A 23,895-nucleotide genomic window follows, 5' to 3' on the forward strand; every position below is an offset into this window, starting at 1 on the left:
TTTAGAATGTGTAGCGCAAGCGGCCGTAGAAGTATGCACCGTTGACGCCGATCGGGTTGATGAAGTTGTACGGCAGCGCGCCGCCGTAAGTGGCGTTGTTGGTCTGGCGCACGCGCTCCGGATAGCGATCGAAGATGTTGTCGCCGCCGACGGCCAGCGTCAGCTGCGTGGTCAGCTTGTACTGCGCCTCCAGGTCGACCGACCACACGGCGCCGAACGATTGCGCGTGGACGCCGTCGACCACCGGCGCCTCCTGGTCGTACGAAAAATCCTTCAGCGCGCCGAAGCGGGTGGCGCGCGCCAGCAGGCTCCAGCGGGCGGCCTGCCAGTCGGCGGTCAGTACCAGCTTGCTGTTCGGCGAAGCGTTGCGGATGCGGAACAGGCTGGTGTCGGTCAGCAGCGTCAGCGATGGATCGATCCTGGCCAGCGCGGCCGAACCCTGGCGCACCTTGTCCAGGCGGGTCTTGTTCAGGTTGAGCGCGGCGTTCAGGTCCAGCTTGCCGCCGGCGAAGGACAGGTCGTGGTTCAGCACGGCGTCCAGGCCGGTGGTGCTGGTGTCGAGCAGGTTGGCCAGGTAGGCCACCGACTGGATGTCGCTGCGGCCGATCGAGGCCAGGTAGGCGGTGGCGGCGTCGCTTTGCAGGTCGCTGCTGCGGGTGATGCGGTCGCGGATCTTGATGCGGTAGGCGTCCAGCGTGACGCTGGTGTTGCGCTGCGGACGCCATGCCAGGCCCAGCGACAGGTTGGTCGATTTCTCCGGCTTCAATGCCTCGGCGCCGAAGCTGCGCGCCAGCGCGTCGCTGGCCGGCAGCAGCGACGCGGTCTGCAAGCCGCTGCCGTCGCTGTTGAAGTTGAGCGTGGAGAAGCGGAAGCCGGTCTGCACCAGGGCCGGCGCGCGGAAGCTGTTGGACAGCGAGCCGCGCAGCAGGAAACCGTCGCTAAGCTTGTAGCGCGCGGACAGCTTGCCGGTGCTGGCGCTGCCGAAATCGCTGTAGTCCGAATAGCGGGCGGCCGCGCCCAGCAACAGGCGGCTGGTGAGGTCGCTTTCGAGGTCGGCGTACACCGAGCGTATCGAACGGCCGCCGTCGAACGCATCCTGCGGCCGCAAGCCCGGGCCGGCCTGCGCGCCCGGCGGCGCGTCGACGATGGGGCCGGCCGCGTAGGAGGCCGCGTCGCCCGGCGAGCTGAGGTAAGTCTCGTGCATGAACTCGGCGCCCAGCGCCAGGTTGACGGGGCTGCCCAGGCCCAGGTCAAGCTCGCGCGTGAGATCGGCGTTGAGCGCGTTCTGGCGGAAGTCGAAGGTGGCCAGGTGGAAGCTGGTCGGGCTCTGCGCGCCCAGCGAGGCGTTGGCCGAGTTGCTCAGGTCGTAGCGGAACAGGTTGCCGCCGTGGCGCGCGCTCAGGTCGGCGTTCCAGCCTGCTGCCGCGAAGCGGGCGCCGGCCACGATGCTGGTGTCGGTCATGTCGCCCTGGGTCACGGGGCGGTAGCCGGACGGGTATAGCGCCGGCACGTTGGACGGGTCGCCCGGATAACGGAAGTAGGCGCTGCCGTCGGACTTGCGCTGGTTGATGGTGGCGAACGAGTAGGCGTCGACGCCGTTGGCCAATGGCAGCAGCGCGTTGTAGAACAGGTAGTGGTTGTCCTGCTGCGAGTCGCCGGACTTGAACACCACCTTGCCGTCCAGCGCCAGGTCGGCCGGGGTCGAGTTCCACGACGTCCAGCCGGCGTCGCTGAAGCCGGCGCGCTGGGTCGGCGAGCGGCTGCGGGTTTCGGCGCCGAAGCGCAGGAAGCCGGCGTCGCCCAGCGGCACGCCGTAGTCGGCGCTGGCGGTCCTGGTCTGGCCGTCGGTCTTGGTCTCGTTGGTGGGCTTGAAGTCGGTGTGGTTGGCGCCGTAGCCGACCGAGGCCGAGCCGCCGCTGCGGGCGCTTTTCAGCACGATGTTGATGACGCCGGCCACGGCGTCGCTGCCGTACTGGGCGCCGGCGCCGTCGCGCAGGATTTCAATGTGGTCGATGGCGCCCGGCGGGATCGCGTTGACGTCTACCGGCACGGTGCCGGCGAAGCTGCTCTCCGTGTCGAGCACGGCGCTGGTGTGGCGGCGCTTGCCGTTGATGAGCACCAGCACCTGGTCCGGCGCCAGTCCGCGCAGCTGGATGCCGCGCACCGAGTCCGAGGCGCCGCTCGATTCGATGCGCGGGAAGTTGATCGACGGCGCCAGGTTTTGCAGGGCCGCGCCCAGTTCGCCGCCGGCCGCCGCGTTCTCGACTTCGCGCTGGCCGAAGCGGTCGATCGGCACGGCGCTGTCGAACACGGTGCGGTTGCGCGCACGCGAGCCGACCACGGTGACCTGGTCGATGGCGGCGTCGCTGGCCGGCGCTTGCTGTGCGTGCACTTCAGGCAGCGCGGCCAGCAGCAGCGCGCAGGCGAGCACGCTGCGGCGCAAAGGCAAGTGGGGGAGGGCGTGTGGGAGCTGGCTGCTTGGCATCGTGAATTCCTTGCGTGGACCGGACTACGATCTTACGGGCAAGGAATTCAGTTTCACAAAGATCTATTGCAAATATGCTTATGCGGGCTTAATCGGGGAAGCGCTCGTTGATGGCGACTGCTTTATCGATGTTTTTGCACAACAGATCGACGTACAGCGGATCGAGGTGATGGCCGGCCACTTCGCGCAAATGCTCGACCACTTTGTCGATCGGCCAGGCTTCCTTGTAGCAGCGCTTGTGCATCAGCGCGTCGAACACATCGGCCACGGCGACGATGCGCGCGTACAGGTGGATGTCGTGGCCCTTCAAGCCTTGCGGATAGCCGCTGCCGTCGAACTTCTCGTGGTGCTGGTGGGCGATCACGGCGGCCGCCTTCAGGATGGGGCGCTGCGAACCGTCGAGGATGGACAGGCCCACCGTCGGGTGCTGCTTCATGATTTCCCACTCGGCCGCGTCGAGCTTGCCCGGCTTGAGCAGCACCGCGTCCGGCGTGGCGATCTTGCCGATGTCGTGCATGGGCGCGGCGTGGCGCAGCACGGCCGTCTCGTCGTCCGGCATGCCGGAGGCCTGGGCCAGCAGGTGGCAGACTTCCGACATGCGGCGCACGTGGTTGCCCGCCTCGTTGGAACGCGATTCGACCACGTCGCCGAGGCGCAGGATCAGCTCGGCCTGGGTGTCGGTGATTTCCTGGGTCAGCAGGATGTTGTCGAAGGCGATGGCGACGCCGGAGCAGAACACTTCCAGCAGCTTGGTGTCGATTTCGGAGATTTCTTCCACGCCCTTGAGCACCAGCAGCGAGGCCTTGCCGCTGCTGTTGGGGAAATAGCCGATGTAGGTGTCGCCTTCGACGCGCGAGATCTTGTTGCTCTTGGCGGCGTCGAGCTGGGCCAGCACGTCGGCGCTGAGCAGGGTGCCGTCCTCGTCGCCGATCTGGGCCAGGATTTCGTAATCGTTCTCGCCGCTGATGGCGGTCGCGCCGCGCAGGCGCAGCAGCATGCTGTGTTCCAGGCGCAGCAGCGCCACCACTTGCTGCAGCAGGCCGTTGGCGAAGTCTTTCAGGTTGCGTTGCTGGAAGATGTGGGCCGAGGCGGCGATCACGCGCTCCAGGCCTTCGCGGTAGTTCAGCTGCTGGCGGCGGGCTTCCTCGACCTTCATGATGTCGCGGTAGGCGCGCAGCGCGGCGAAGGTGGTGGTGAACAGCTTGGTGCGGTCGAGCTCGGTCTTTTCCTTGTAGTCGTTGATGTCGTAGTTGACGATCACGCGTTCTTCGGGAGCCTGGCCGGGCTGGCCGGTGCGCAGCACGATGCGGGTGAACTGGTTGTCGAGGTCCTGGCGCATCCAGCGCGCCACTTCGAGGCCGCTGTCTTCCTTTTCCATCACCACGTCGAGGAACACCAGCGCGATGTCGCTCTCGCGGGCCAGCACTTCCTTGGCTTCGGCGCCGCTGTAGGCGTGCACGAAACTGAGGGCGCGGCCGTCGAGGCGGAAGCGGTTCAGCGTCAGTTTCGTGATGTCGTGGATGTCCGGTTCATCGTCGACCAACAGGACTTTCCAAGGCGCTAGCTTAGGCGAGGCAGCAGACAAAAAAGACATAAGGGCGAGTTCCGCAAAATGGCACTACTGAATGGTTTCTTTCGATTGTAGTCTTACCCACTGCTATTAACAACAGGCAACAAAAATTCCTGTTGCCTTGCACAACACACTCGAAGCGTTTCCAGGCGTTCTGATTGTACGGCGCGTTTGACGGCGGCGGCGCAGCGTTAGTCTTCTGTAACGCCTATGTGCAGCCGAAACAATACTTCGTTTTTGGCAATATTGCTATCTCTGTGAGAAATATTTTATGTAGTGTGCAACAAATCGACGTTGGCGCGGGCCGGGCGGAAATTCTCCAGACGGTGTCTGGCGAATTGGCCGGGCAGCGCTGGACGCAAAAAAGCCCGCAAGGAGCTTGACGCTCGTTGCGGGCCGGGACAGCTGGGGGAAACGTGGAGCTTAGCTCAGCGTCGGCAGGCCGGTCAGGTAGCCGACGGCGGCGCCGAAGCGGTCGCGGTAGTTGGCGCGGATCAGCGGGTCCAGCGTGGCTTGTACCTTGCCGTGCAGCGCCGCTTCCCAGTCGCCAGGGTGCTGGAAGTTGCTCATGATGTAGGCGAAGCCGTTCATGTCGTCCACCGCGTGCAGGCCGGTCGACTCGGCGCCGGCCGGGGTCGACAGCACGCGCGACAGCGCCTTGGTGTCGACGTTGTACGCCCACAGGAAGTTGTTGACGTGCAGGCCGCTATCCTCGCCGATGAACAGCGTGCGCAGCTTTTCCGAGAACTTGATGTTGTCCGGATTGGCGATCTTGTCCGGATTGGCCAGGTTGCCCAGCGCATCAGGCGTGGCCAGGTCTTCGCCCACCAGGGCAGGCACGGCGGCCATGTCGACCGGCACCCATTCGCTGTTGATGGCGGCGCCGGTGTCGTCCACCTGGCCGGCCTTCAGGTTCAGCGCATAGACGATGCCGGCGCTCGGACCCTGGATCTTGATGCCGCCGGAGCCGTCCTTCATGGCGCCGTTGATGTAGCTCATCGCGCTGTAGGCGATCTTGTCCTTGGCGTTGACGGTCGTGCCTTCCATCTTGGTGAAGCCCATGCTGCCGCCCTTGAGCGCGGCGTAGCGGTGGGTTTCCAGGAAGGCTGCGGCTTTTTCCTTGCCCGGCACGATCTTGACCCAGTTGCTCTTGCCGCTGAACGGGATCTTGGTGTAGCTGGCGTCGGCCGGGTCGCTGGTCTTGGCGCTGAGGATGTCGGACGCCTTCAGGGTGTCGGCCAGGGCCTTGATCTCGGCGCTGGTGGCGCTGCCCAGCTTGATCCACGACAGCGTGGCTGAACCGCCGTTTTCGGCCGTCTTCTGGTTCCACTTGGCGACGTACAGCGTGCCGCTGGACAGGTCTTGCGCCTTGTCGGCGACGAACATGAACAGGCCGCCGTTGGTGGCGTCGTCGCCCATCAGCGCGGTGCGCTCGTCAGGCATGACCTGCACCAGCTCGTGCGAGATGCGGCCCATGCAGTAGTGCTTCTTGATGCTGCCGCTGCCGTCCGGGTTGACGGTGATTTCCGGCATGTGGCCGTAGTGGTAAGGGTTGGCCTTGGTGGCGTCGCCGAACAGGTTGGTGCTGAAGTTGGCGAACTGGGTGTTGCTGGCGATGGTGGTCGCGTCCGGCTCGTACTCTTCGCTCGACAGGTGGGTGTTCCACGGCGAACGGCTGGCGCCGCAGGTGATCCACAGGCCGTTGACGCTGCTGGTGTTGACGTTGTGGTACTTCACCAGCGTCAGCGCGCCGGTGGTCTTGTCCTGGTCCAGCGTCAGCACGGCGATCGGCGACGGCAGCATGCCGTACATCGAGTCGCCCTTGACGTTGCGGGTCGCGTATTCGAACTGCACCACGGCGAACACGGTGTTGCCCTTGATGCCGGCCACGGTCGGCGCGGCCAGCTTGAGCAGCGAGGTGCCGTCCGGACAGTCGGAGAAGAACTGGCGCTGGCCGGCGTCGGTCTTGTCGACGATGGGCTGGTTGTTGATGTCGAAGTAGCCGCCGGCCAGGATGGTGCCGCCGGCCTGGTTGGGCACGGTGGCGCCGGTGATGAAGAAGGTCTGGTAGGACAGCGCGTACGGCTGGGTCTTGCCGTCGGAGTAGGTGAAGTTCAGCGTCGAGGCGACGGTGGTGGTGGCCATCTTGGCGGCGTCGGCCAGGGAAGGCGCGCTCATGCCGGAGAAGGTCACGGACAGCAGCTGCGGCGCGGCTGCGGCGGTGTCGCCGCCGCCGCAGGCCGACAGCAGGGTGGCGGCGGCGCCGCCGGCGGTCAGCGGCAGCAGCGGCGCGCTGGACAACATTTTAAGGATGCTGCGGCGGGACAGATCGAGGGACTCGGTCATGGTAAATCCTGTTGGTTGTTATGGCCATTCCATGTGCCTGCGCGGGCGCGGCATCATGCGAGGCGGTGGCTTCACCTCGACGGGCGCAATATTAAGGATTTGTTATGACAGGGGCGTGACAAAGCGCTAAAGTAAGTTTCGTAACAAACTTATTCAAGGCGGGCCTGGCGCAGTGAAAAGGGCTATATTGGAAGTTCGAACCGTGAAGGAGCAGCAAATGCGAACCATGAGCAAAACCTACACCCGGCCGCTGCTGGCCGCCATGCTGGCGCTGCTGGCCGGCGCCGCCTGGGCCGACGTCACCGTCAGCTACGTCAAGCCGGACGACTACGCCGACGTGCCGCGCAACGCCGTCGACCGCGAACGCGTGCTGAAGGATTTCAGCGATTATTTCGCCACGTTCAACAAGCGGCTGCCGGCCGGCCAGAACCTGAAGATCGAGGTGCTGGACATCGACCTGGCGGGCCGCCTGTGGCCGCGCCGCTCGGGCGGCGAGGATATCCGCGTGCTGAACGGCGGCGCCGACTGGCCGCGCATGCATCTGCGCTACACGCTGGAGCAGGACGGCAAGGTGCTGCGCAGCGGCGACGAGCAGCTGTCCAATATGAACTACATGCAGGGCGTGAGCCGCTACAGCGACAGCGACACGCTGCGCTACGAGAAGCAGATGCTGGACGACTGGTTCAAGAAAACCATCGTGCCGCAGGTGGCGGCGCGCTGAGCGCCACCGCCGGGCGTCAGTCGAGGCGGTTGACCTTGGGGAACTTGGCCAGGAATTCGGGCGCCATCGGCGTCACCTGGCTGGTCTTGTAGTTGAAGAAGACGAAGCCCGACTTGGCCATCGCCACCAGCGTGCCGTCCTTGGGGCGGGTGATGCGGAAGGTGATGTCGCCGCCATACTGGTTGAAGTCCATCACGCCGATCTCGAACAGCAGCTGGTCGCGCGCATGGGCTTCGGCGCGGTAGGTGGTGGCGAGGTCGGTGACGATGATGCCCAGGCCTTCGCTGTCGGTTTCCTGCACGCCGAAGTCGAACAGGAAGCGGGCGCGGGCCTCGGAGATCATCGAGATCATCGAGTCGTTGCCCAGATGGTTGGCGCCGTTGATGTCGGTCACGCGCACCGTCAGCTGGGTGGAAAAATAGTATTGGTCTTCCGGGAAGTCCAGTTTCAAACGGGCCATGTGCTCACCTCTGTATCGATCCCCGTATTCTAGCGCAGCCGGCGCCTGCCCCTTTCGGGATAGGACCGCGCCGGTAATCGGGAGTACTATCAGAGTGGCAACTAAGTGCCAACTTTGAAAGGACATCCCATGTATGGTCTCACCCAGCTCGGCGTCATTCATACCCTGATCAGCCTGGTCGCCGTGGCGGCCGGCGTGATCGCCTTCATCCGCGACCGCGGCATCGAGCCAGCCAACACGGTCGGCAAGGTGTATATCGCCACCACCGTGCTGACCTGCCTGACCGGCTTCGGCATCTTCGCCCACGGCGGCTTCGGCAAGCCGCATGCGCTGGGCGTCATCACGCTGCTGACGCTGGGCCTGGCCTGGTGGGCCGGGCAGGGCCGTTTCGGCGCGCGCTCGGCGGCGGTGGCGGTGTGCGCGTATTCGATCACCTTCCTGTTCCACATGATCCCGGCCATCACCGAGACCAGCACCCGCCTGCCGCTGGGCCACCCGCTGCTGGCGGACGCCGAGGCGCCCGAGCTGAAGGCGGCCACCGGCGTGCTGCTGTTGCTGTACCTGGCCGGGGTGACGTTGCAGCTGCGCCGCCTGCGCCGGGTGCGTGGCGTGGCGGCGGCCGCTGCAACCGCCTAGCGATACCTACAGCTGCTCGCCGAGGAACAGCAGCGTGTTGCCGTGCGCCTGGGCGGCGGCGCGCTGCTGGTAGGACGCGCGGTGGTTGCAGTTGAAACCGTGCTCGGCGCCCGGGTAGACGTGGATCTCGACCTGCTCGTTGTCGCCGAAGGTCTCGGCGATGCTTTGCACGGCGGCCGGCGGGATGTGGCTGTCGGCGCCGCCGAAGTGCATCAGCATCGGCACGGTGATCTGCCCGGCGCGATCGAGCGCGTTGTGGATGCCGCCGCCGTAGTAGCACACCGCCGCGTCCACCAGACCGTTGGCGGCCGTGTGGTAGGACAGGCGGCCGCCGAAGCAGAAGCCGATGCTGGCGATCTTGTCTGCCACGCCTTCGGTCGCGCGCAGCGCCTTGACGGTGGCGGCGATGTCCGATTGCGCCAGCGCGAAGTCGGTGGCGTTCATCAGTTCGACGGCGCGCTTCCAGCCGGCGTCGTCGTAACCGAGCTCGATGCGGGCGCCGTGGCGCCAGAACAGGTCCGGCGCGATCACCACATAGCCGTCGGCCGCATACTGGTCGGCGACATTGCGGATATGCTGGTTGACGCCGAAGATCTCCTGCAGCAGCACGATGCCCGGCCCCTTGCCGCCGCGCGGCAGCGAGACGTAGGCGCCGAAGCCGCCGTCGGCGGCGGCGATATCGATCCAGTGGCTATTGGTTTCCATGGTGCTCCTTGTGCGTGGGTGAACGGAGCGGCCATCCTACCTTTTTTTGCGGTTCAGCGTTTGACCTTGCCGAAGGCGTCGCCGTCCTTCCAGCGCTGCATGGCCGGCGCGTTGCCGACCGCGTAGCCGAGGTTGAGCGTGAACTGCGCCTGCTGCACCATGCCCGACAGATCCCAGTCGGCGTGGTACTCGTCGCTGACCTGGTGGTAATCCTGCTTGAAGGCGACCAGGCGCGCGGCCGACTTGGCCGGATCCTTGACGAACTCGAAGTGGCCGTCGCCGGAGAACACCGCCGAGCCGACGTTAAACGCGGGCACGCCGGCCTTGGCGAAGTTGAAGTGGTCGGCGCGGAAGTAGGCGCCCGACAGGTCGGGGATGGCCGGCGCCAGCTTCAGGCCCATCTTGCGCGCGACTTCGCCGGCCGCTTCGTACAGGCTGCTGCGCTCGGCCCCGGCCACGCCGATGTCGCGCGTGGCGCCGACGAAGTTCATGCTGTCCAGATTGAGGTCGGCCGTGGTCAGCGCCAGCGGCCAGGCCGGGTTCTGCACGTAGGCGGCGCTGCCCAGCAGGCCCTGTTCCTCGGCGGCCGGCCACAGGAAGACCTGGGTGCGCTTGGCCGGATGCTTGACCGCTTCGGCCGCCATCGCCAGCAGGGCGGCGGCGCCGGAGGCGTTGTCGATGGCGCCGTTCCAGATATGGTCGCTGCGGTCGTCGCGGCGCACGCCTTCGTCCATGCCCAGATGGTCCCAGTGGGCCGAGTAGACCACCGCCTGGTCCTTCAGCTTGGCGTCGCTGCCGGGCACGATGCCGGCCACGTTGAACTGCTCGATGCGGCGGATGGCGCTGTGCACTTCGGCGTGCACGCGGGTCTTCAGGTCGACCGGGCGGAACTCGCGGGTTTCGGCCTGGGCGCGCAGGGTGTCGAGATCGAAGCCGGCGGCGGCGAACAGCGCGCGCGCGGTGTCTTCCTGCAGCCAGCCTTCGACCGGATTGCCGGCCACGGCGAGGTGGAAGCGCTCGTGACTGAAGCCGTTGGCGGGCACGCTCCACGGGTAGGAGGCGGACGGCGTGGTGTGGATCAGCAGCACGCCGGCGGCGCCCTGGCGCACCGCCTCTTCGTACTTGTACAGCCAGCGGCCGTAGTAGGTGTAGGCCTTGCCGGCGAAGCGGTTCGGCTCGGCGGCGGTGGGCTGCGGGTCGTTGACCATCATGACCAGCACCTTGCCCTTCATGTCGATGCCCTTGTAGTCGTCCCATTTTTCTTCCGGCGCGATGGCGCCGTAGCCGACGAACACCAGCGGCGCGTCGATGGTGACGGCGCTCTTGCCGCTGGCGGTGCCGAACACGATCTCGCTGCCATTCTTCGGCGTGACGCTCTTGCCGCCGGCGTCGAAGCGCACGAAGCTCTTGTCCAGCAGGCGCGTGCCTTCGATCTTGACCGGCATGCGGTAGCCGCCGCCGGCCAGCGGCTTGAGGCCGATGACGGCGGCCTGGGTCTCCAGGTAGCGCACCGCGAGGTCGCCGCCGCGCTGGCCGGTGCCGCGGCCTTCGAACAGGTCGTCGGCCAGGAAGGACAGGTGGGCGCGCAGCGGCGCCTCCGTCACGACCGGGGCCTGCTGGGCGGCGGCGTGCAGGGATGCCAGGCCTAGGCCGGCGGCGATTGCGAGTGCTGGAAGACGCATATTTACTCCGTGATGTGTGATTCGGTGCAGAAGCGGGCTATCTTACTGTACTTGCCAAAATAAGGAAGAGCCATGAAAGTCATCGTCATCACCGGGAGTTCGGACGGCATCGGCGCCGAGATCGCGCGCCAGCTGGCGCATAGCCATGGCGCCGGCGTGGCGCTGGTGCTGGCGGCGCGCAACGCCGCGCTGCTGGAGCAGGTGGCCGCGCAGTGTGCGGCGGCCGGGGCGCAGACGCTGGTGGTGCCCACCGATGTGTCGCAGCAGGCGCAGTGCGCGGCGCTGGTGGCGGCCTGCGTGGCGCGCTTCGGCCGCATCGATGCGCTGATCAACAACGCGGGGCGTTCGGCGCATGCGCTGTTCGAGGAGGTCGCGGATCTGGCGTGGTATGAGGAGCTGATGAAGATTAACCTGTGGGGCAGCGTGTGGTGCACGCATGCGGCGCTGCCTTATCTGAAGCAGTCGCGCGGCAGCATCGTCGCGGTGTCGTCGCTGGCGGGGCTGGTCGGCGTGCCTGGGCGTACGGCCTACGGCGCCACCAAGTTCGCCATGAGCGGCTTCTTCGAGGCCCTGCGCGCGGAGCTGAAGGCGGCCGGGGTGAGCGTGACGATCGCCTATCCGGGTGTGGTGGCGACGCAGATACGCTATCGCGGCTTCAACGCGGCCGGCGGGGCGCTGGGCAGCAGCAGTCTGAAAGAAGACAAGGCGATGACGGTGGAGGAGTGCGCGCGGCTGATTGTCGACGGCATGCAGGCGCGCAGGCGCGAGGTGGTGATGTCGGCAAAGGGCAAGCTGGGTCGCTGGATGAAGCTGATCGCGCCCGGGCTGGTGGAGCGCATGGCGCTGGCGGCGCTGAAGGATGACGTGAAACCGCATTGAGCGGGTTTTGGGCGAGTTGTAAGCGAGTGTAAGAGTCGGTAAGAGGTTGTAATGGTCGTCAACTGATCGGGAGGCTGCGCCGTTTTTTGCTCATGCGACACGGGATTGTCCCGATGCCGAAACCCAGAAAAAGGAAATACATCATGACCAAAATTATCGCTTCCCTGATCGCCGGCCTGTTCGCAACCGCAGCATTCGCACAAGCGCCAGTCGCCGCCACCACCGCTCCAGCCGCCAAGACGGCCGTGGTGAAAACCGAAGCGAAGGCTGAAGTAAAAACCGCCGAAGTCAAAGCTGAAGCCAAGCCTGAAGTGAAGGCCGAAGCCAAAGCTGAAACGAAGACCGACGGCAAAACCAAAGTCCATCACAAGGCCAAAGAATCCAAAGCCGCAGCGCCAGTCGCAGCAGCGAAAGCAGACACCAAAGTAGCAGCAAGTAAGTAATTTAAGTAATTAGCTAAACTATATAAACCAATTAAAGGAAATACATCATGAAAAAAGTAATCGCTACCCTGATCGCCACCCTGTTCGCAGGCGCCGCATTCGCACAAGCTCCGGCCGCTTCGGCTCCTGCAACTGCCGCAGCATCGACCCCGATGCCAGCCGCATCGGCACCGGCAGCGAGCGCACCGGCCAAGAAGGCGCATCACAAGAAAGTCAAAGCCGCCAAAGCCGCCAGCGCACCGGCAGCTTCGACCCCGGCGCCAGCAGCATCGGCTCCAGCAGCCAGCAAGTAATTCGCATCCGCTAGCGCGGAGCGCAGCACGGCTTCGGCCCGAATGCCGCCCAGTTCACACTGGGCGGCATTTTTGTTTTCATAGTGCTGGCCGTTCGGCGAGTTGTAAGCGAGTGTAAGAGTCGGTAAGAGGTTGTAATGAGCGTCAACTGATCGGGTGGCTGCCCCGTTTTTTGCTCATGCGACACGGGATAGTCCCGATGCCGAAACCCAGAAAAAGGAAATACATCATGACCAAAATTATCGCTTCCCTGATCGCCGGCCTGTTCGCAACCGCAGCATTCGCACAAGCGCCAGTCGCCGCCACCACCGCACCAGCTGCCAAGCCAGCCGTGGTGAAGACCGAAGCGAAGGCTGAAGTAAAAACCGCCGAAGTCAAAGCCGAAGCCAAGCCAGAAGTGAAAACCGAAGCCAAAGCTGAAACGAAGACCGCCGGCAAAACCAAAGTCCATCACAAGGCCAAAGAATCTAAAGTCGCAGCGCCAGTCGCCGATGCGAAAGCAGACACCAAAGCAGAAACCAAAGTAGTCGCAAGCAAGTAATTCAAGTAATTAGCTAAACTATATAAACCAATTCAAGGAATAACATCATGAAAAAAGTAATCGCTACCCTGATCGCCACCCTGTTCGCAGGCGCTGCATTCGCTCAAGCTCCAGCCGCTTCGGCTCCTGCAACCGCCGCCGCTTCGACCCCGATGCCAGCCGCATCGGCACCGGCAGCGAGCGCACCGGCCAAGAAGGCGCATCACAAGAAGGTCAAGGCAGCCAAAGCCGCCAGCGCACCGGTAGCTTCGACCCCGGCGCCGGCAGCATCGGCTCCAGCGGCCAGCAAGTAATCCGCATCCGCTAGCGCAGGACGTGCCGCCCCGGACCTCAGGCCTGGGCGGCGCAAGGGAAAAGACAGGCTTAGGCCTGTCTTTTTTGCTTAGAAGGCGATGTCCTCGGCGCGGTAGCGGAATTTGCGCCGTTCGGGCAGATCCCAGCCAGGATCGAATTCAGATTTGCCGGGGCGGGCCGGCGGCGCGGCGGTAGCTGCCGTCGGTTGCGGAGCTACGATGGGCGCAGGCGTTGCAGGAGGCGCGGCGGGCACCGCGCTCCGCTGCGATGTGGATTGCTCGGCCAGCTCCTTGCGCAGCAGGGCTGCCATCTTGAAGTGCTTTTCACCAGGCCGGCGGATCGATAGATCAAACCAGGCGTTGCGCGTGGTGCGCGCGAAGGAGCGCGCGAACTGGTTCGGCGAGACGGCTTTACCTTTGTGGATGATTTCCTCGCCTTCAACCCGCGCGTAGTTATGTTCGCCATAACTCCATGACCGCAAGACGGTGCCCTCAGGCAGAAACAGTGACTTCCATTGGTAGCCGCGCGTGTCCGCCGCTTCGAAATCGGCATCCGCGCTTTGCCCGTCGAGCCAGAGCTGGACCGCTGAACTGATGGCCTCCGACATGTCCTGCGATCCGCCACGGGACCGCAGGCGTTCGACCAGCTGGAGCAGGGTGTGGGTGGGCAGCTGCACGCTCATTGTGGTAAACATCCTCATTTCTCCTCTCTTTTTGACCTTCCTACCTCTCTTTTGACCTCAAACTCCGGCGGAAGTTCAAAAGAGGAGGGCTGCCGGGAAAAGAGAGCAAAAGAGAGGTCGAAAAGAGGGCGTTTGCCACAAGGTCCGGTATGCGCCACCCCCTCTACGTATCCTGAAGGGAACGTCGCGCTTTTGGCTGCAAATCGCCGTTTTTGCCCAAAAACCGGCTTAAAGTGTCGATAGAGAGTAAACTACGCACAAATTTCTTTCGCAATTAGGCGATTCGAACATACTTGTGAGTGACGCCATGTCTGAAACCCCAACATCCCCCATTACCCTTTTCACCGACCTGAACCTCAGCGCACCCCTGATCAAAGTGCTGAAAGAAGTCGGTTACGAGTCGCCTTCGCCTATCCAGGCCGCGACCATCCCGTCGCTGCTGGATAACCAGGACGTCCTGGGCCAGGCGCAAACGGGTACGGGGAAGACCGCAGCCTTCGCGCTGCCTATCCTGTCGCGCCTCGATATCAAACAGACCACGCCGCAAGCGCTGGTGCTGGCGCCGACGCGCGAACTGGCGATCCAGGTCGCCGAAGCTTTCCAGACCTACGCTACGCATATCCCAGGCTTCCACGTGCTGCCGATCTATGGCGGCCAAAGCTACGGCCCGCAGCTGTCGGCCCTGCGCCGCGGCGTGCACGTCGTCGTCGGCACCCCGGGCCGCGTCATCGATCACCTGGACAAGGGTTCGCTCGACCTGTCCAAGCTGAAAACGCTGGTGCTGGACGAAGCCGACGAAATGCTGCGCATGGGCTTTATCGACGACGTCGAACGCATCCTGCAGGAGACCCCGGAGTCGCGCCAGACCGCGCTGTTCTCGGCCACCATGCCGTCGGCCATCCGCCGCATCGCCAACACCTACCTGCGCAATCCGAAGGAAATCACGGTCGCCGCCAAAACCGGCACCAATGAAAACATCCGCCAGCGCTACTGGCTGGTGTCCGGCATGCACAAGCTGGACGCGCTGACCCGCATCCTGGAAGCCGAGAACTTCGACGGCATGATCATCTTCTCGCGCACCAAGCTCGGTACCGAGGAACTGGCGCAGAAGCTGCAAGCGCGCGGCTTCTCGGCCGCCGCCATCAACGGCGACATCCAGCAGGCGCAGCGCGAACGCACCATCCAGCAGCTCAAGGACGGCAAGATCGACATCCTGGTGGCGACCGACGTCGCCGCGCGCGGCCTGGACGTGGAGCGCATCAGCCACGTGGTCAACTACGACGTGCCACACGATCCGGAAAGCTATACCCACCGCATCGGCCGCACCGGCCGCGCAGGCCGCAGCGGCGAGGCGATCCTGTTCATCACCCCGCGTGAAAAGAACCTGCTCAAATCGATCGAACGCGCCACCCGCCAGCCAATCGGCATGCTGGAGCTGCCGACCATCCAGGCCGTCAACGATGTCCGCATCGCCAAGTTCAAATCGCAGATCAGCGAAACCCTGGCCCAGGGCGAGCTGGAACAGTTCCAGTCGCTGATCGAGGACTTCGAACGCGAACAGAATATCCCGGCGATCGAAATCGCCGCCGCGCTGGCCAAGATGGCGCGCGGCGATGTGCCGCTGCTGCTCGATAAAAAGCAGCAGGTGGCTGCCGCGACCTGGGACGAGCGCCCGGGCCGTCAAGTCGGCTTCGAACGCAACGACCGTGGCGACCGCGCCGAACGCTTCGACCGCGGCGGCGACCGTCCGGACCGCAGCGAGCGTTTCCCGAAAAAGGAACGCATCGTGCGCGCCGCCGATCCTGGCATGCAGACCTTCCGCATTGAAGTGGGCTACCAGCACGGCGTCAAGCCGGGCAATATCGTCGGCGCCATCGCCAACGAAGGCGGCATCGACTCCAAGCACATCGGCCGCATCGAAATCTACGACGACTACAGCGTGCTCGATATGCCGGACAACCTGACCGGCGACGTGCTCGATCACCTGGCCGGCATCAAGGTCGCCGGCCAGCAGCTGCGCATCAGCCGCGATAACGGCGACAGCGCACCGGCGCCATCGGCACCGGTCGCGGCCCGTCCGGTACCGGCGCGCGCGCCGGCCGCCGCACCGGCACCGGCATCGTCGCCGCTGGTCAAGGCCGCGCGTGTCGAGTCGACCGAACTGGAAGACGCCGCGCCGAAGAAGAAAAAGGAAAAGCCGGGCAAGATCGCCCTGCCGATGAGCGCCTTCCGCATTGAAGTGGGCAGCAACCACGCGGCCACGCCGTCCAACATCGTCGGCGCCATCGCCAACGAGGCGGGCCTGGAAGCCAAGCATATCGGCCGCATCGAGATCTTCGACACCTACAGCATGCTGGAACTGCCGGACGGGATGCCGCCCGAGCTGTTCAAGCACCTGGGCAAAGTGTGGGTCGGCGGCGCGCAGCTGAAGATCAGCCATGCCGAGCGCATGCCGCCGGAGTCGGGCAAATCGACGCCGCCTAAGAAGCCGGCGCTGGGCGCCGCCAAGGACAAGTTCAAGAAGAAGTATTGAACTTGAAAGTACTGAGGTAGTACAGCACAGGGCCGCAAGGCCCTGTTTTCATATGGCCCCCAACGTGCACGCACGCGGTGCGGCGGCTGTGCGCATTGCACCACAACCAAGCTTGACCAAGTCTTTAAAGTCTTTACCTTGCCGCGAAATCAATTGGTTTCATAGGGCAGGGCGGTGCGCGCGCCCTCTGGCCCGGTTATTGCATTACGAATGGGATAAACCGATCAGTCGTTGAGCAAGGAGCACGGAATGTCCCCATTGTTTCTGACTTCCACCGCACGAGGCGCCGATGCTGCTGCGGAATGACCTGCTGCACTACACGCATCCATCCGCGCGCACCGTCCGCATCCTGTGGATCGCCCCCGAGCAAAGCCACGCCTACGTGTTCGACGTGGCCGCGCGCTCGGCCGAGGTGGAGCTGGTCCGGCTGTCGGCGCTGCATGCGGACCTGCACGCCGGCCACGCGCGCGTGCTGGCGGCCGATCCCTACCTGATGGTGGTCAGCCAGGAGCTGCTGCCGCCCAAGCACCTGCAACTGCGCGCCCGCGCATGGGAGATCGTCGAGCCGCTGGTGGCACAGGAACCTGGCATTTACGAGGCGCGTTTGCGCGGCCAGCTGATCGCGCAGGCCACGGCCACGCACGGCGTCTCGCATCCGACCATCTACCGCTACCTGCGCCGCTACTGGCAGCGAGGGCAGACGCCCAACGCCCTGCTGCCCGACTACAGCAACTCCGGTGGACGCGGCAAGGTGCGCCAGGCTTCGGCCGGCATCAAGCGCGGGCGGCCGCGCAAGAACGGCGCCGGCGACGGCCCGGGCCTGAACGCGGACGAGGAAATCCGCCGCACCTTCCGCGTCGCCATCGCGCGCTACGCGGCGGGCCACGCCAGGTTCTCGCGGCTGGGCGCCTACCAGCAGATGCTGGCCGACTTCTTCATCGAACGCCGCATCGACGCCGACAGCGGCCGCGTACTGGCGACGCCCGGCGCGCAGGCCGCCGAGCTGCCCAGTTTCGGCCAGTTCAACTACTGGCTGGACCACGACGACGACCGCCCGCCGGAAGTCGCCCGCCGCCGCTGACGCGCCGCCCGCGAACGGCATGCCGGCCGCCGAGGCGTTCGATGGCGCGGCCATCGCCGGCCGGCCGGGCGCCACCTTCTACCTGGACGTGGTGCGCGCCGAAGTGCAGCTGGTCTCGCGCGCCGACCGCCAGCAGGCCATAGGCCAACCGCTGGTCTACGTGGCGGTGGACGTCTTCAGCCGCATGGTGGCCGGGGTGTATATCGGCATCGGCGCGGCTAGCTGGCAGCACGCCATGCTGGCACTGGCCCACTGCGGCGCGGACAAGCAGCGCTACAGCCGGCGCTTCGGCCGCAGCATCGAGGCCGGCCTATGGCCCAGCCGCCACCTGCCGGAAACCCTGCACACCAGCGCCGCCCTGAGCGGCGCAACTCAGCGCGAAACCCAGCGCGACACGCTGCTGAACAACTTCAACCTGCGCTGCACCGCCGTCGCCGACGAAGGCCCCGTCGAATGGCGCACCGTGCTGGCAAGGCGCTTCCGCCTGCTGACACCCGATACCGCCGCCGCTCCCTCCCGGCTGGACGGCGTGCTCGATCTGGACCAGTTCACCCGCATCGTCATCGACGCCATCCTGTACCACAACAACCGCCAGCCGCTGCGCCACGCCGGCGGCGCTACACCGCGCGTGTTGTGGGAGTGGGGCGTGGCACATCGCGGCGGCGGCCTGAAAACCTACCCCGAACAGCTGCTGCGTTGCAGCCTGATGCCGGCGGCGCAAGCCACCGTCACCGGCGACGGCATCCTGCTGTTCGACAGCACCTACACCTGCGCGCGCGCCATCAACGAACGCTGGTTCGAACGCGCGCGCCTGCGCGGACAATGGAGCGTGCGCGTCGCCTACGATCCGGCCGACATGGACGTGATCTATCTGCTGGACCCGAACGCACCCATGCAGTTCCACGCCTGCCACATGACCGACAGCAGCAGCGCGCACCGCCACCTGGCGGCGTCGGAAATCGCCCGCCTGCCGCATCCCACTTCCGCCGCCCCCGCAGTCCTCAGCGCTCCCTTACGTAGCACTACGCACGCTTACGTTAGCTACGCTAACTGATTTCCCATATCGATAGCACACGGCGCCAACCGGCGCCGTGCGTCGTGCATCCCGCTGGTGCGGCGCACCAAAAACACCTGCTCAGACGCGCAAATAAAGTCTGTCGCCGGAAGCGTGGTTTTGAACTGAAAACCGCGCTTTCTCCGTTCTATGAAAACACATTGTTCGATGTCGTTTCCCCTTATTCCATAAGGCTCCATGCGTTGACGACGTGGCACGCCGATTGCTAGATAGGAGCTATGGAAACGCAAGTCACATGAGGACGCAGATGAACAGTAAAACAGTCAAACCATTTAAACCGTTTAGCTCATTTAGCTCATTTAGCCGAAGGGACTTTCTATACCGTGCCGCCGCCGTCGGCGGCACCAGCCTGCTGCTCAACACCATGAACGCCTGGGGCATGGGCATAGGCTCCACCGCCTCCGCGCCGCCTGCGCTGAGCGGCAGCGGCAAGGGCAAGAAGGTGCTGATACTGGGCGCCGGCCTGGCCGGCATGACCGCCGCCTATGAATTGGGCAAGCTGGGCTACCACTGCCAGATCCTCGAAGCGCGCGGCTTCGCCGGCGGCCGCTGCCAGACCGCCCGCAAAGGCTTCGGCCTGACCGAGCTCGGAGGCGAAAAGCAGACCTGCGACTTCGACGAAGGCCAATACATCAACCACGGCCCATGGCGCATCCCGCTGCACCACCAGTCCACGCTGCACTACACGCGGCTGTTCGAGGTGCCGCTGGAAGTCATGGTCAACGATAACGACCACGCCTTCGTCTACTCCGAGAACGCCGGCCCCTACGCCGGCAAGCGCATGCGCGTGGCCGAGATCAAGGCCGACATGCGCGGCCACGTCTCCGAGCTGCTGGCCAAGTCGGTCAAGGGCCACCACCTCGACCAGGAACTGACCGCCGACGACCAGCGCCTGCTGCTGGACTACCTGGCGCACGAAGGCCAGCTGGCCGGCGCCGACCTGCAATACAAGGGCCGCAGCGGCCGTGGCTACGCCGTCAATCCCGGCGCCGGCCTGTCGCCGGGGCCGGGCACGCCGTCCGATCCGCTGGGCTTCAAGGATCTGCTGGCGTCCAAGCTGGGCAACGTCTACAGCGCGGTGCAGGACTTCCCGATGCAGAACACCATGTTCCAGCCGGTCGGCGGCATGGACGCCATCGCCAGGGCGTTTGAAAAGCGCGTCGGCAAGAACATCCGCTACCGCTCGGAAGTGCAGACCATCCGCCAGAACGACAAGGGCGTGACCGTCACCTACAAGGACACCGGCACCGGCAAGAGCGCCAGCATCAGCGCCGACTACTGCCTGTGCGCGATGCCGCTGTCGGTGCTGCGCCAGATCGATACCGACTTCTCGGACAAGTTCAAGAAGGCCGTCGCCACCGTCGCCTACGCGCCGGTCGGCAAGATCGGCCTGCAGATGAAGCGCCGCTTCTGGGAGGAGGACGAGCACCTGTACGGCGGCCATGTGCTCACCGACCTCAAAGGCATCAACACCATCTCCATGCCGTCCTACGGCTGGCAAAAGAAGAAGGGCGTGCTGCTCGGGTACTACCAGTACCAAACGGCGGCCATCGAAACCAGCGCGCTGACGCCGAAGGAGCGCGCCGCGTTCGCGCTGGAGGCGGGACAGAAGATATTCCCGCAGTACACGGAGAACTTCGAGACCGCGTTCTCGGTCGCCTGGCACCGCGTGCAGTACAACCTGGGCGGCTGGGCCGAGTGGACCGACAAGACCCGCGTCGCCGCGTATCCGACGCTGGTGGAGGGCGAGGGCCGCGTGCTGCTGGCCGGCGAACACCTGAGCTACCTGACCGGCTGGCAGGCCGGCGCCATCGAATCGGCGTGGCAGCAGATCGCCAAAATCCATGAAAGGGCCAGCGCATGAAGGACGCATTGATCAAGGCGGCGATGGTCGTCGTCGCCGCGCTGGCGGCCGGCGCCACCGCGCCTTCACGTGCCCAGGATGCGCAGGGCGCGGCCGCACCGGGCGATGGCAAGGCGCTGTTCCTGAAGAACTGCGCGGCCTGTCATCAGGCCAGCGGCAAGGGCATACCCGGCGCCTTCCCGGCGCTGGCGGGGAACAGCTTCGTGCAGGGCAAGGGCGCGGAGGTCGCGACGGTGCTGCTGAAAGGGCGGGGCGGCATGCCCGACTTCAGCGATAGCCTGAGCGACCACGAGATCGCCACCATCCTCAGCTTCGTGCGTAGCAACTGGGGCAACCGCGCCACGCCGCTGAGCGAGTCCGAGGTGCTGGCCCTGCGCGACACGCTGCAAGTCGACCATTTTAGCAACGGCCAGATGTCCAACAAACACTGACAAACACTGAAAGAGCACACCGCATGAACAAAGCTATCGCCACCCTGTTGATCCCCGCCGCGCTGGCATGCATGTCCGGCGCCGCCATCGCCGCGCCCAAGGCCGCGCCGAAAGCCGCCGACATCGTCCGCCACAAGATCCCCGGCTCGGACTTCCCGATCGCGCTGGCTGTCAGCGTGCCTGCCACCGCCACCATCCACTTCGTCAGCGGCCAGGTGCCGGCCGTCGCCGACAAGAGCGCGCCGCCCGATAGCGTGGCCGCTTTCGGCGACACGCGCGCGCAATCCGAATCGGTGCTGAAGAAGATCAAGGAAGCCCTGGAGAGCATGCAGCTCGATATGCCGGACGTGGTGAAGATGACCGTCTACCTGGTCGGCGATCCGGCCAAGGGCGGCAAGGCCGACACCAAGGGCTTCATGGAAGCCTACACCCAGTACTTCGGCGGCGCGCAGCCCAACCTGCCCGCGCGCGCCGTGGTGCAGGTGGCGGCGCTGAGCAATCCGGGCTGGCTGGTGGAAATCGAAGTCGTCGCCGCAAAAAAATAAAACGCAGCAGTTGTGAGGTCTTACTTTCTTTTTCATTCAATGGGGATTTACCATGCATAAGGCCATACTCAAGACCGGCGTCGCCGCCGTGCTGTCCACCCTGGCGATGGGCGCCAACGCAGCCGATGCCGCGGCCGATGCCGCCGCAGCAGCCGACGACGCCGTCGTCAGCGCGGTGATCGTCACCGGCACCCGCTCCAGCGGCATCAAGGTGGAGAACAGCGCCTCGCCGATCCAGGTGCTGGACTCGGCCTCGCTGCAGCGCACCGGCCAGCCGGACCTGATCCAGGCGCTGGCGCAGAACCTGCCGTCGTTCACCGCCCAAGCCTTCGGCGGCGACACCGCCAACCTGACGCTGTCGGCCCGCCTGCGCGGCCTGAGCCCGAACAACACGCTGGTGCTGATCAACGGCAAACGCCGCCACGGCACCGCCAACCTGGCCGTGCTGGGCGGGCCATACCAGGGCGGCGCGGCCGCTGACCTGAACTACATCCCGGTCGCCGCGATCGACCACATCGAAGTGCTGCAGGACGGCGCGGCCGCCCAATACGGCTCCGACGCCATCGCCGGCGTGATCAACATCATCCTCAAATCGAACAACCACGGCGGCACCGCCAGCGCCACCGGCGGCGGCTACTCCGACGGCGGCGGCCGCACCGCGGACGCCTCGGCCAACGTCGGCGTCGAACCGTTCAAGGATGCCTACCTGAGCCTGACCGCCGAGTCCAAGTACCACGGCTACAGCGACCGTGGCGGCATCGACCCGCGCGTGATCACCGCCGCCAACATGGCGGCCTATCCCGGCATGTTCCAGCAGGCTGGCTACCCGCACGTCAACCACATCTCGGGCGACGCGCAGTACCACCTGAACGTATTGGCGGCCAACTTCGGCTACGACTTCGCGCCGGACAGCCAGCTGTACGCCATCGCCACCTGGGGCCACAAGGAGGCGCGCGCCTATGAGAACTACCGTCTGCCGAGCCGCCTGCCGAAGGTCTACCCGACCGGCTTCTCGCCGAAGGAGACCATGAAGCAGGACGACTACGCGCTCACCGGCGGCATCAAGGGCGTGGTGGGCGGCTGGAATATGGACCTGAGCAGCACCTACGGCAAGGACACCAGCAAGATCGGTGTGGCCGATTCCGGCAACGTCTCGCTGTTCAACGACACCGGCACCACGCCGACCGTGTTCCATGCCGGCTCCTTCATCGCCAGCCAGCTGACCACCACGCTGGAGGCGAGCCGCGAGTTTGCTATCGGCTGGGCCAAGCCGCTGAACGTGGCGGCCGGCCTTGAGCACCGCATCGACAAGTACGAGATCGAAGCGGGCGACGCCGCCTCGCGCTACAAGGAAGGCTCGCAGTCGTATCCGGGCTTCTCGCTGACCGACGCCGGCAGCCACCGCCGCACCAACGAAGCGGCCTATGTCGACCTGGCCGGCAATCCGATTACCGACCTGACGCTGGACCTGGCCGGCCGCTACGAGCACTTCAGCGATTTCGGCAACGCCAAGGTGGGCAAGTTCACGGCCCGCTACGACGTCTCGCCGGCGCTGGGCATGCGCGGCACCTTCAGCAACGGCTTCCGCGCGCCGACGCTGGCCGAGGAATACTACTCGGCCACCAACGTCAGCCCGACCAGCGCCTTCGTGCAGCTGGCGCCGAATTCGGCGGGCGCCAAGCTGGTGGGCGTGGATGGCCTCAAGCCTGAACGCTCGACCAACTTCAGTGTCGGCCTGGTGCTGAATCCGGCCGCCAACCTGGCCATTACGCTGGATGTCTACCAGATCAAGATCCGCGACCGCATCGTCGGTTCGGGCGCCTTGTACGGCTCGGGTGGATCGGTCAACTCGCCGGCGGTGGTGGCGGCGATCAAGGCCAACGGCAATGTCCTCGACAGCACCGTCAGCCAGACCGGCATCAACATCTTCTCCAACGCGGTCGATACGCGCAGCCGGGGGCTGGAGTTCGTCGCCACGCTGAACCAGAGCTACGGCACGGCGGGCAAGGTGGATTGGTCGGTGGCGGCCAACTACAACAAGGTCGAAGTCACCAAGATCAACCAGGCGCCGGCCCAGCTGCTGCCGCAAACGCTGCTGGACCAGACTGCGATCTCGGACCTGGAGACGGCGTCGCCGAGGGTGCGGGTCAACCTGGGCGCGTTGTGGAAGATCGGTGCCTGGACCATTAACCTGCGCGAGGCGATCTACGGCAAGTCGTCGGAGTATGGCAGCGAGGACGGATCGGTGTACCACAAGACCGAGATCTCGGCCAAGGCCATCACCGACCTGGAGGTGGGCTACAAGATCAATTCCGCGTGGTCGGTGGCGGTGGGGGCCAACAACCTGTTCAACAAGTATCCGGATGGCGTGAATCCGGCGCTGCTGGCTGACCAGCGCGCCGCCGGCGACAACGCGGCGGTGACGGTGCTGCCATCGTTCTCGCCGTTCGGCATCAACGGCGGCTACTACTACGCCCGCGCCAACTACAAGTTCTAAACCAACCCTGGGGTCAAGTCTGACATTTGGACACGAGCTCCGCTGTAGAGGCTTCTACGGTGGAGTTCGTGTCCGATTGTCAGACTTGACCCCAGGGGTTTTGCGTGTAGCATGACGGTATCGTCAAACGGA

The 23,895-nt window shown here is 65.1% G+C and carries 22 protein-coding genes; 15 read left to right on the forward strand and 7 right to left on the reverse strand.

Annotation, left to right across the window (positions count from 1 at the left end):
• Position 1: 1 nt before the first annotated feature.
• Both GEV01_RS27690 and GEV01_RS27695 read right to left on the reverse strand, forming a co-directional pair.
• Positions 2 to 2,485, reverse strand: a complete 2,484-nt coding sequence (locus GEV01_RS27690) for a TonB-dependent receptor plug domain-containing protein (RefSeq protein ID WP_152809195.1) — start codon at positions 2,483 to 2,485, stop codon at positions 2 to 4.
• Positions 2,486 to 2,573: 88 nt separating this feature from the next.
• Positions 2,574 to 4,079: a response regulator gene (locus GEV01_RS27695; RefSeq protein WP_152809198.1), complete on the reverse strand. Its 1,506-nt coding sequence runs from the start codon at positions 4,077 to 4,079 to the stop codon at positions 2,574 to 2,576.
• A 134-nt stretch (positions 4,080 to 4,213) separates the two neighbouring features.
• On the opposite strand from GEV01_RS27695, the gene GEV01_RS27700 reads away from it, so the two are divergent.
• Positions 4,214 to 4,438: a hypothetical protein gene (locus GEV01_RS27700; protein WP_152809200.1), complete on the forward strand. Its 225-nt coding sequence runs from the start codon at positions 4,214 to 4,216 to the stop codon at positions 4,436 to 4,438.
• A 40-nt stretch (positions 4,439 to 4,478) separates the two neighbouring features.
• Here the strand turns inward: GEV01_RS27700 and GEV01_RS27705 are convergent, their stop codons facing one another.
• Positions 4,479 to 6,401: a PhoX family protein gene (locus tag GEV01_RS27705; RefSeq protein WP_152809202.1), complete on the reverse strand. Its 1,923-nt coding sequence runs from the start codon at positions 6,399 to 6,401 to the stop codon at positions 4,479 to 4,481.
• Between the two features lie 217 nt (positions 6,402 to 6,618).
• Here GEV01_RS27705 and GEV01_RS27710 point away from each other — a divergent pair, with 217 nt between their 5' ends.
• Positions 6,619 to 7,122: a DUF3016 domain-containing protein gene (locus GEV01_RS27710; protein ID WP_152809204.1), complete on the forward strand. Its 504-nt coding sequence runs from the start codon at positions 6,619 to 6,621 to the stop codon at positions 7,120 to 7,122.
• Positions 7,123 to 7,138: 16 nt separating this feature from the next.
• Here GEV01_RS27710 and GEV01_RS27715 read toward each other — a convergent pair whose 3' ends face one another.
• Entirely contained in the window at positions 7,139 to 7,582 is a 444-nt protein-coding gene (locus tag GEV01_RS27715) for a thioesterase family protein (protein WP_152809206.1), read from the reverse strand.
• 129 nt (positions 7,583 to 7,711) lie between these two features.
• Here GEV01_RS27715 and GEV01_RS27720 point away from each other — a divergent pair, with 129 nt between their 5' ends.
• A complete protein-coding gene (locus tag GEV01_RS27720; protein ID WP_152809208.1) occupies positions 7,712 to 8,218 on the forward strand; it encodes a DUF2306 domain-containing protein in 507 nt (168 codons plus the stop codon).
• 6 nt (positions 8,219 to 8,224) lie between these two features.
• On the opposite strand, the gene GEV01_RS27725 is transcribed toward GEV01_RS27720, so the two are convergent.
• Together GEV01_RS27725 and GEV01_RS27730 are read right to left on the reverse strand one after the other, a co-directional pair.
• Positions 8,225 to 8,923, reverse strand: coding sequence for a dienelactone hydrolase family protein (locus GEV01_RS27725; RefSeq protein ID WP_152809211.1), 699 nt, complete (start codon positions 8,921 to 8,923; stop codon positions 8,225 to 8,227).
• Between the two features lie 53 nt (positions 8,924 to 8,976).
• Positions 8,977 to 10,605, reverse strand: coding sequence for a M28 family peptidase (locus tag GEV01_RS27730; protein WP_152809213.1), 1,629 nt, complete (start codon positions 10,603 to 10,605; stop codon positions 8,977 to 8,979).
• Positions 10,606 to 10,677: 72 nt separating this feature from the next.
• On the opposite strand from GEV01_RS27730, the gene GEV01_RS27735 reads away from it, so the two are divergent.
• The 5 genes from GEV01_RS27735 to GEV01_RS27755 all read left to right on the forward strand — a co-directional run bounded on the left by GEV01_RS27735 (position 10,678) and on the right by GEV01_RS27755 (position 13,054).
• The gene (locus GEV01_RS27735) at positions 10,678 to 11,484 is read left to right on the forward strand and encodes an SDR family oxidoreductase (protein ID WP_152809215.1); all 807 of its coding nucleotides are present in this window, start codon (positions 10,678 to 10,680) and stop codon (positions 11,482 to 11,484) included.
• Positions 11,485 to 11,627: 143 nt separating this feature from the next.
• Positions 11,628 to 11,927: a hypothetical protein gene (locus GEV01_RS27740; protein ID WP_152809217.1), complete on the forward strand. Its 300-nt coding sequence runs from the start codon at positions 11,628 to 11,630 to the stop codon at positions 11,925 to 11,927.
• A gap of 47 nt (positions 11,928 to 11,974) precedes the next feature.
• Positions 11,975 to 12,220 (forward strand): hypothetical protein, encoded by a 246-nt coding sequence (locus GEV01_RS27745; RefSeq protein ID WP_152809219.1) that lies wholly within the window; start codon positions 11,975 to 11,977, stop codon positions 12,218 to 12,220.
• Positions 12,221 to 12,449: 229 nt separating this feature from the next.
• Entirely contained in the window at positions 12,450 to 12,761 is a 312-nt protein-coding gene (locus GEV01_RS27750) for a hypothetical protein (protein ID WP_152809221.1), read from the forward strand.
• Positions 12,762 to 12,808: 47 nt separating this feature from the next.
• The gene (locus GEV01_RS27755; protein WP_152809223.1) at positions 12,809 to 13,054 is read left to right on the forward strand and encodes a hypothetical protein; all 246 of its coding nucleotides are present in this window, start codon (positions 12,809 to 12,811) and stop codon (positions 13,052 to 13,054) included.
• A gap of 89 nt (positions 13,055 to 13,143) precedes the next feature.
• Here the strand turns inward: GEV01_RS27755 and GEV01_RS27760 are convergent, their stop codons facing one another.
• Positions 13,144 to 13,749, reverse strand: coding sequence for a hypothetical protein (locus GEV01_RS27760; protein WP_152809225.1), 606 nt, complete (start codon positions 13,747 to 13,749; stop codon positions 13,144 to 13,146).
• A gap of 295 nt (positions 13,750 to 14,044) precedes the next feature.
• On the opposite strand from GEV01_RS27760, the gene GEV01_RS27765 reads away from it, so the two are divergent.
• The 7 genes from GEV01_RS27765 to GEV01_RS27795 all read left to right on the forward strand — a co-directional run bounded on the left by GEV01_RS27765 (position 14,045) and on the right by GEV01_RS27795 (position 23,763).
• Positions 14,045 to 16,270 (forward strand): DEAD/DEAH box helicase, encoded by a 2,226-nt coding sequence (locus tag GEV01_RS27765; RefSeq protein WP_152809226.1) that lies wholly within the window; start codon positions 14,045 to 14,047, stop codon positions 16,268 to 16,270.
• Positions 16,271 to 16,559: 289 nt separating this feature from the next.
• Complete coding sequence (locus GEV01_RS27770; protein WP_152809228.1) at positions 16,560 to 17,351, forward strand: hypothetical protein; 792 nt, start codon at positions 16,560 to 16,562, stop codon at positions 17,349 to 17,351.
• Positions 17,352 to 17,370: 19 nt separating this feature from the next.
• Positions 17,371 to 18,405 (forward strand): Mu transposase C-terminal domain-containing protein, encoded by a 1,035-nt coding sequence (locus GEV01_RS27775; protein WP_152809230.1) that lies wholly within the window; start codon positions 17,371 to 17,373, stop codon positions 18,403 to 18,405.
• Positions 18,406 to 18,673: 268 nt separating this feature from the next.
• A complete protein-coding gene (locus GEV01_RS27780; RefSeq protein WP_152809232.1) occupies positions 18,674 to 20,290 on the forward strand; it encodes a flavin monoamine oxidase family protein in 1,617 nt (538 codons plus the stop codon).
• Positions 20,287 to 20,721, forward strand: a complete 435-nt coding sequence (locus GEV01_RS27785; protein ID WP_152809234.1) for a c-type cytochrome — start codon at positions 20,287 to 20,289, stop codon at positions 20,719 to 20,721. Before GEV01_RS27780 ends, GEV01_RS27785 begins: the two co-directional genes overlap by 4 nt.
• A gap of 23 nt (positions 20,722 to 20,744) precedes the next feature.
• Positions 20,745 to 21,266, forward strand: coding sequence for a RidA family protein (locus GEV01_RS27790; protein WP_152809236.1), 522 nt, complete (start codon positions 20,745 to 20,747; stop codon positions 21,264 to 21,266).
• Between the two features lie 52 nt (positions 21,267 to 21,318).
• Positions 21,319 to 23,763, forward strand: a complete 2,445-nt coding sequence (locus GEV01_RS27795) for a TonB-dependent receptor plug domain-containing protein (RefSeq protein ID WP_152809238.1) — start codon at positions 21,319 to 21,321, stop codon at positions 23,761 to 23,763.
• Positions 23,764 to 23,895 lie beyond the last annotated feature (132 nt).

This window comes from Rugamonas rivuli, from assembly GCF_009380165.1.
In the GTDB taxonomy this organism is placed as follows: domain Bacteria; phylum Pseudomonadota; class Gammaproteobacteria; order Burkholderiales; family Burkholderiaceae_D; genus Rugamonas; species Rugamonas rivuli.

Excerpts from the sequence above, each read along its gene's own strand:
- GEV01_RS27795 (WP_152809238.1), top strand. The coding sequence starts at position 21,319 with ATGCATAAGGCCATACTCAAGACCGGCGTCGCCGCCGTGCTGTCCACC.
- GEV01_RS27735 (WP_152809215.1), top strand. The coding sequence starts at position 10,678 with ATGAAAGTCATCGTCATCACCGGGAGTTCGGACGGCATCGGCGCCGAG.
- GEV01_RS27715 (WP_152809206.1), bottom strand. The coding sequence starts at position 7,582 with ATGGCCCGTTTGAAACTGGACTTCCCGGAAGACCAATACTATTTTTCC.
- GEV01_RS27750 (WP_152809221.1), top strand. The coding sequence starts at position 12,450 with ATGACCAAAATTATCGCTTCCCTGATCGCCGGCCTGTTCGCAACCGCA.
- GEV01_RS27785 (WP_152809234.1), top strand. The coding sequence starts at position 20,287 with ATGAAGGACGCATTGATCAAGGCGGCGATGGTCGTCGTCGCCGCGCTG.
- GEV01_RS27695 (WP_152809198.1), bottom strand. The coding sequence starts at position 4,079 with ATGTCTTTTTTGTCTGCTGCCTCGCCTAAGCTAGCGCCTTGGAAAGTC.
- GEV01_RS27770 (WP_152809228.1), top strand. The coding sequence starts at position 16,560 with ATGCTGCTGCGGAATGACCTGCTGCACTACACGCATCCATCCGCGCGC.
- GEV01_RS27705 (WP_152809202.1), bottom strand. The coding sequence starts at position 6,401 with ATGACCGAGTCCCTCGATCTGTCCCGCCGCAGCATCCTTAAAATGTTG.
- GEV01_RS27780 (WP_152809232.1), top strand. The coding sequence starts at position 18,674 with ATGAACAGTAAAACAGTCAAACCATTTAAACCGTTTAGCTCATTTAGC.
- GEV01_RS27790 (WP_152809236.1), top strand. The coding sequence starts at position 20,745 with ATGAACAAAGCTATCGCCACCCTGTTGATCCCCGCCGCGCTGGCATGC.
- GEV01_RS27730 (WP_152809213.1), bottom strand. The coding sequence starts at position 10,605 with ATGCGTCTTCCAGCACTCGCAATCGCCGCCGGCCTAGGCCTGGCATCC.
- GEV01_RS27725 (WP_152809211.1), bottom strand. The coding sequence starts at position 8,923 with ATGGAAACCAATAGCCACTGGATCGATATCGCCGCCGCCGACGGCGGC.
- GEV01_RS27690 (WP_152809195.1), bottom strand. The coding sequence starts at position 2,485 with ATGCCAAGCAGCCAGCTCCCACACGCCCTCCCCCACTTGCCTTTGCGC.
- GEV01_RS27760 (WP_152809225.1), bottom strand. The coding sequence starts at position 13,749 with ATGTTTACCACAATGAGCGTGCAGCTGCCCACCCACACCCTGCTCCAG.
- GEV01_RS27775 (WP_152809230.1), top strand. The coding sequence starts at position 17,371 with ATGCCGGCCGCCGAGGCGTTCGATGGCGCGGCCATCGCCGGCCGGCCG.
- GEV01_RS27765 (WP_152809226.1), top strand. The coding sequence starts at position 14,045 with ATGTCTGAAACCCCAACATCCCCCATTACCCTTTTCACCGACCTGAAC.
- GEV01_RS27710 (WP_152809204.1), top strand. The coding sequence starts at position 6,619 with ATGCGAACCATGAGCAAAACCTACACCCGGCCGCTGCTGGCCGCCATG.
- GEV01_RS27720 (WP_152809208.1), top strand. The coding sequence starts at position 7,712 with ATGTATGGTCTCACCCAGCTCGGCGTCATTCATACCCTGATCAGCCTG.
- GEV01_RS27740 (WP_152809217.1), top strand. The coding sequence starts at position 11,628 with ATGACCAAAATTATCGCTTCCCTGATCGCCGGCCTGTTCGCAACCGCA.
- GEV01_RS27755 (WP_152809223.1), top strand. The coding sequence starts at position 12,809 with ATGAAAAAAGTAATCGCTACCCTGATCGCCACCCTGTTCGCAGGCGCT.
- GEV01_RS27745 (WP_152809219.1), top strand. The coding sequence starts at position 11,975 with ATGAAAAAAGTAATCGCTACCCTGATCGCCACCCTGTTCGCAGGCGCC.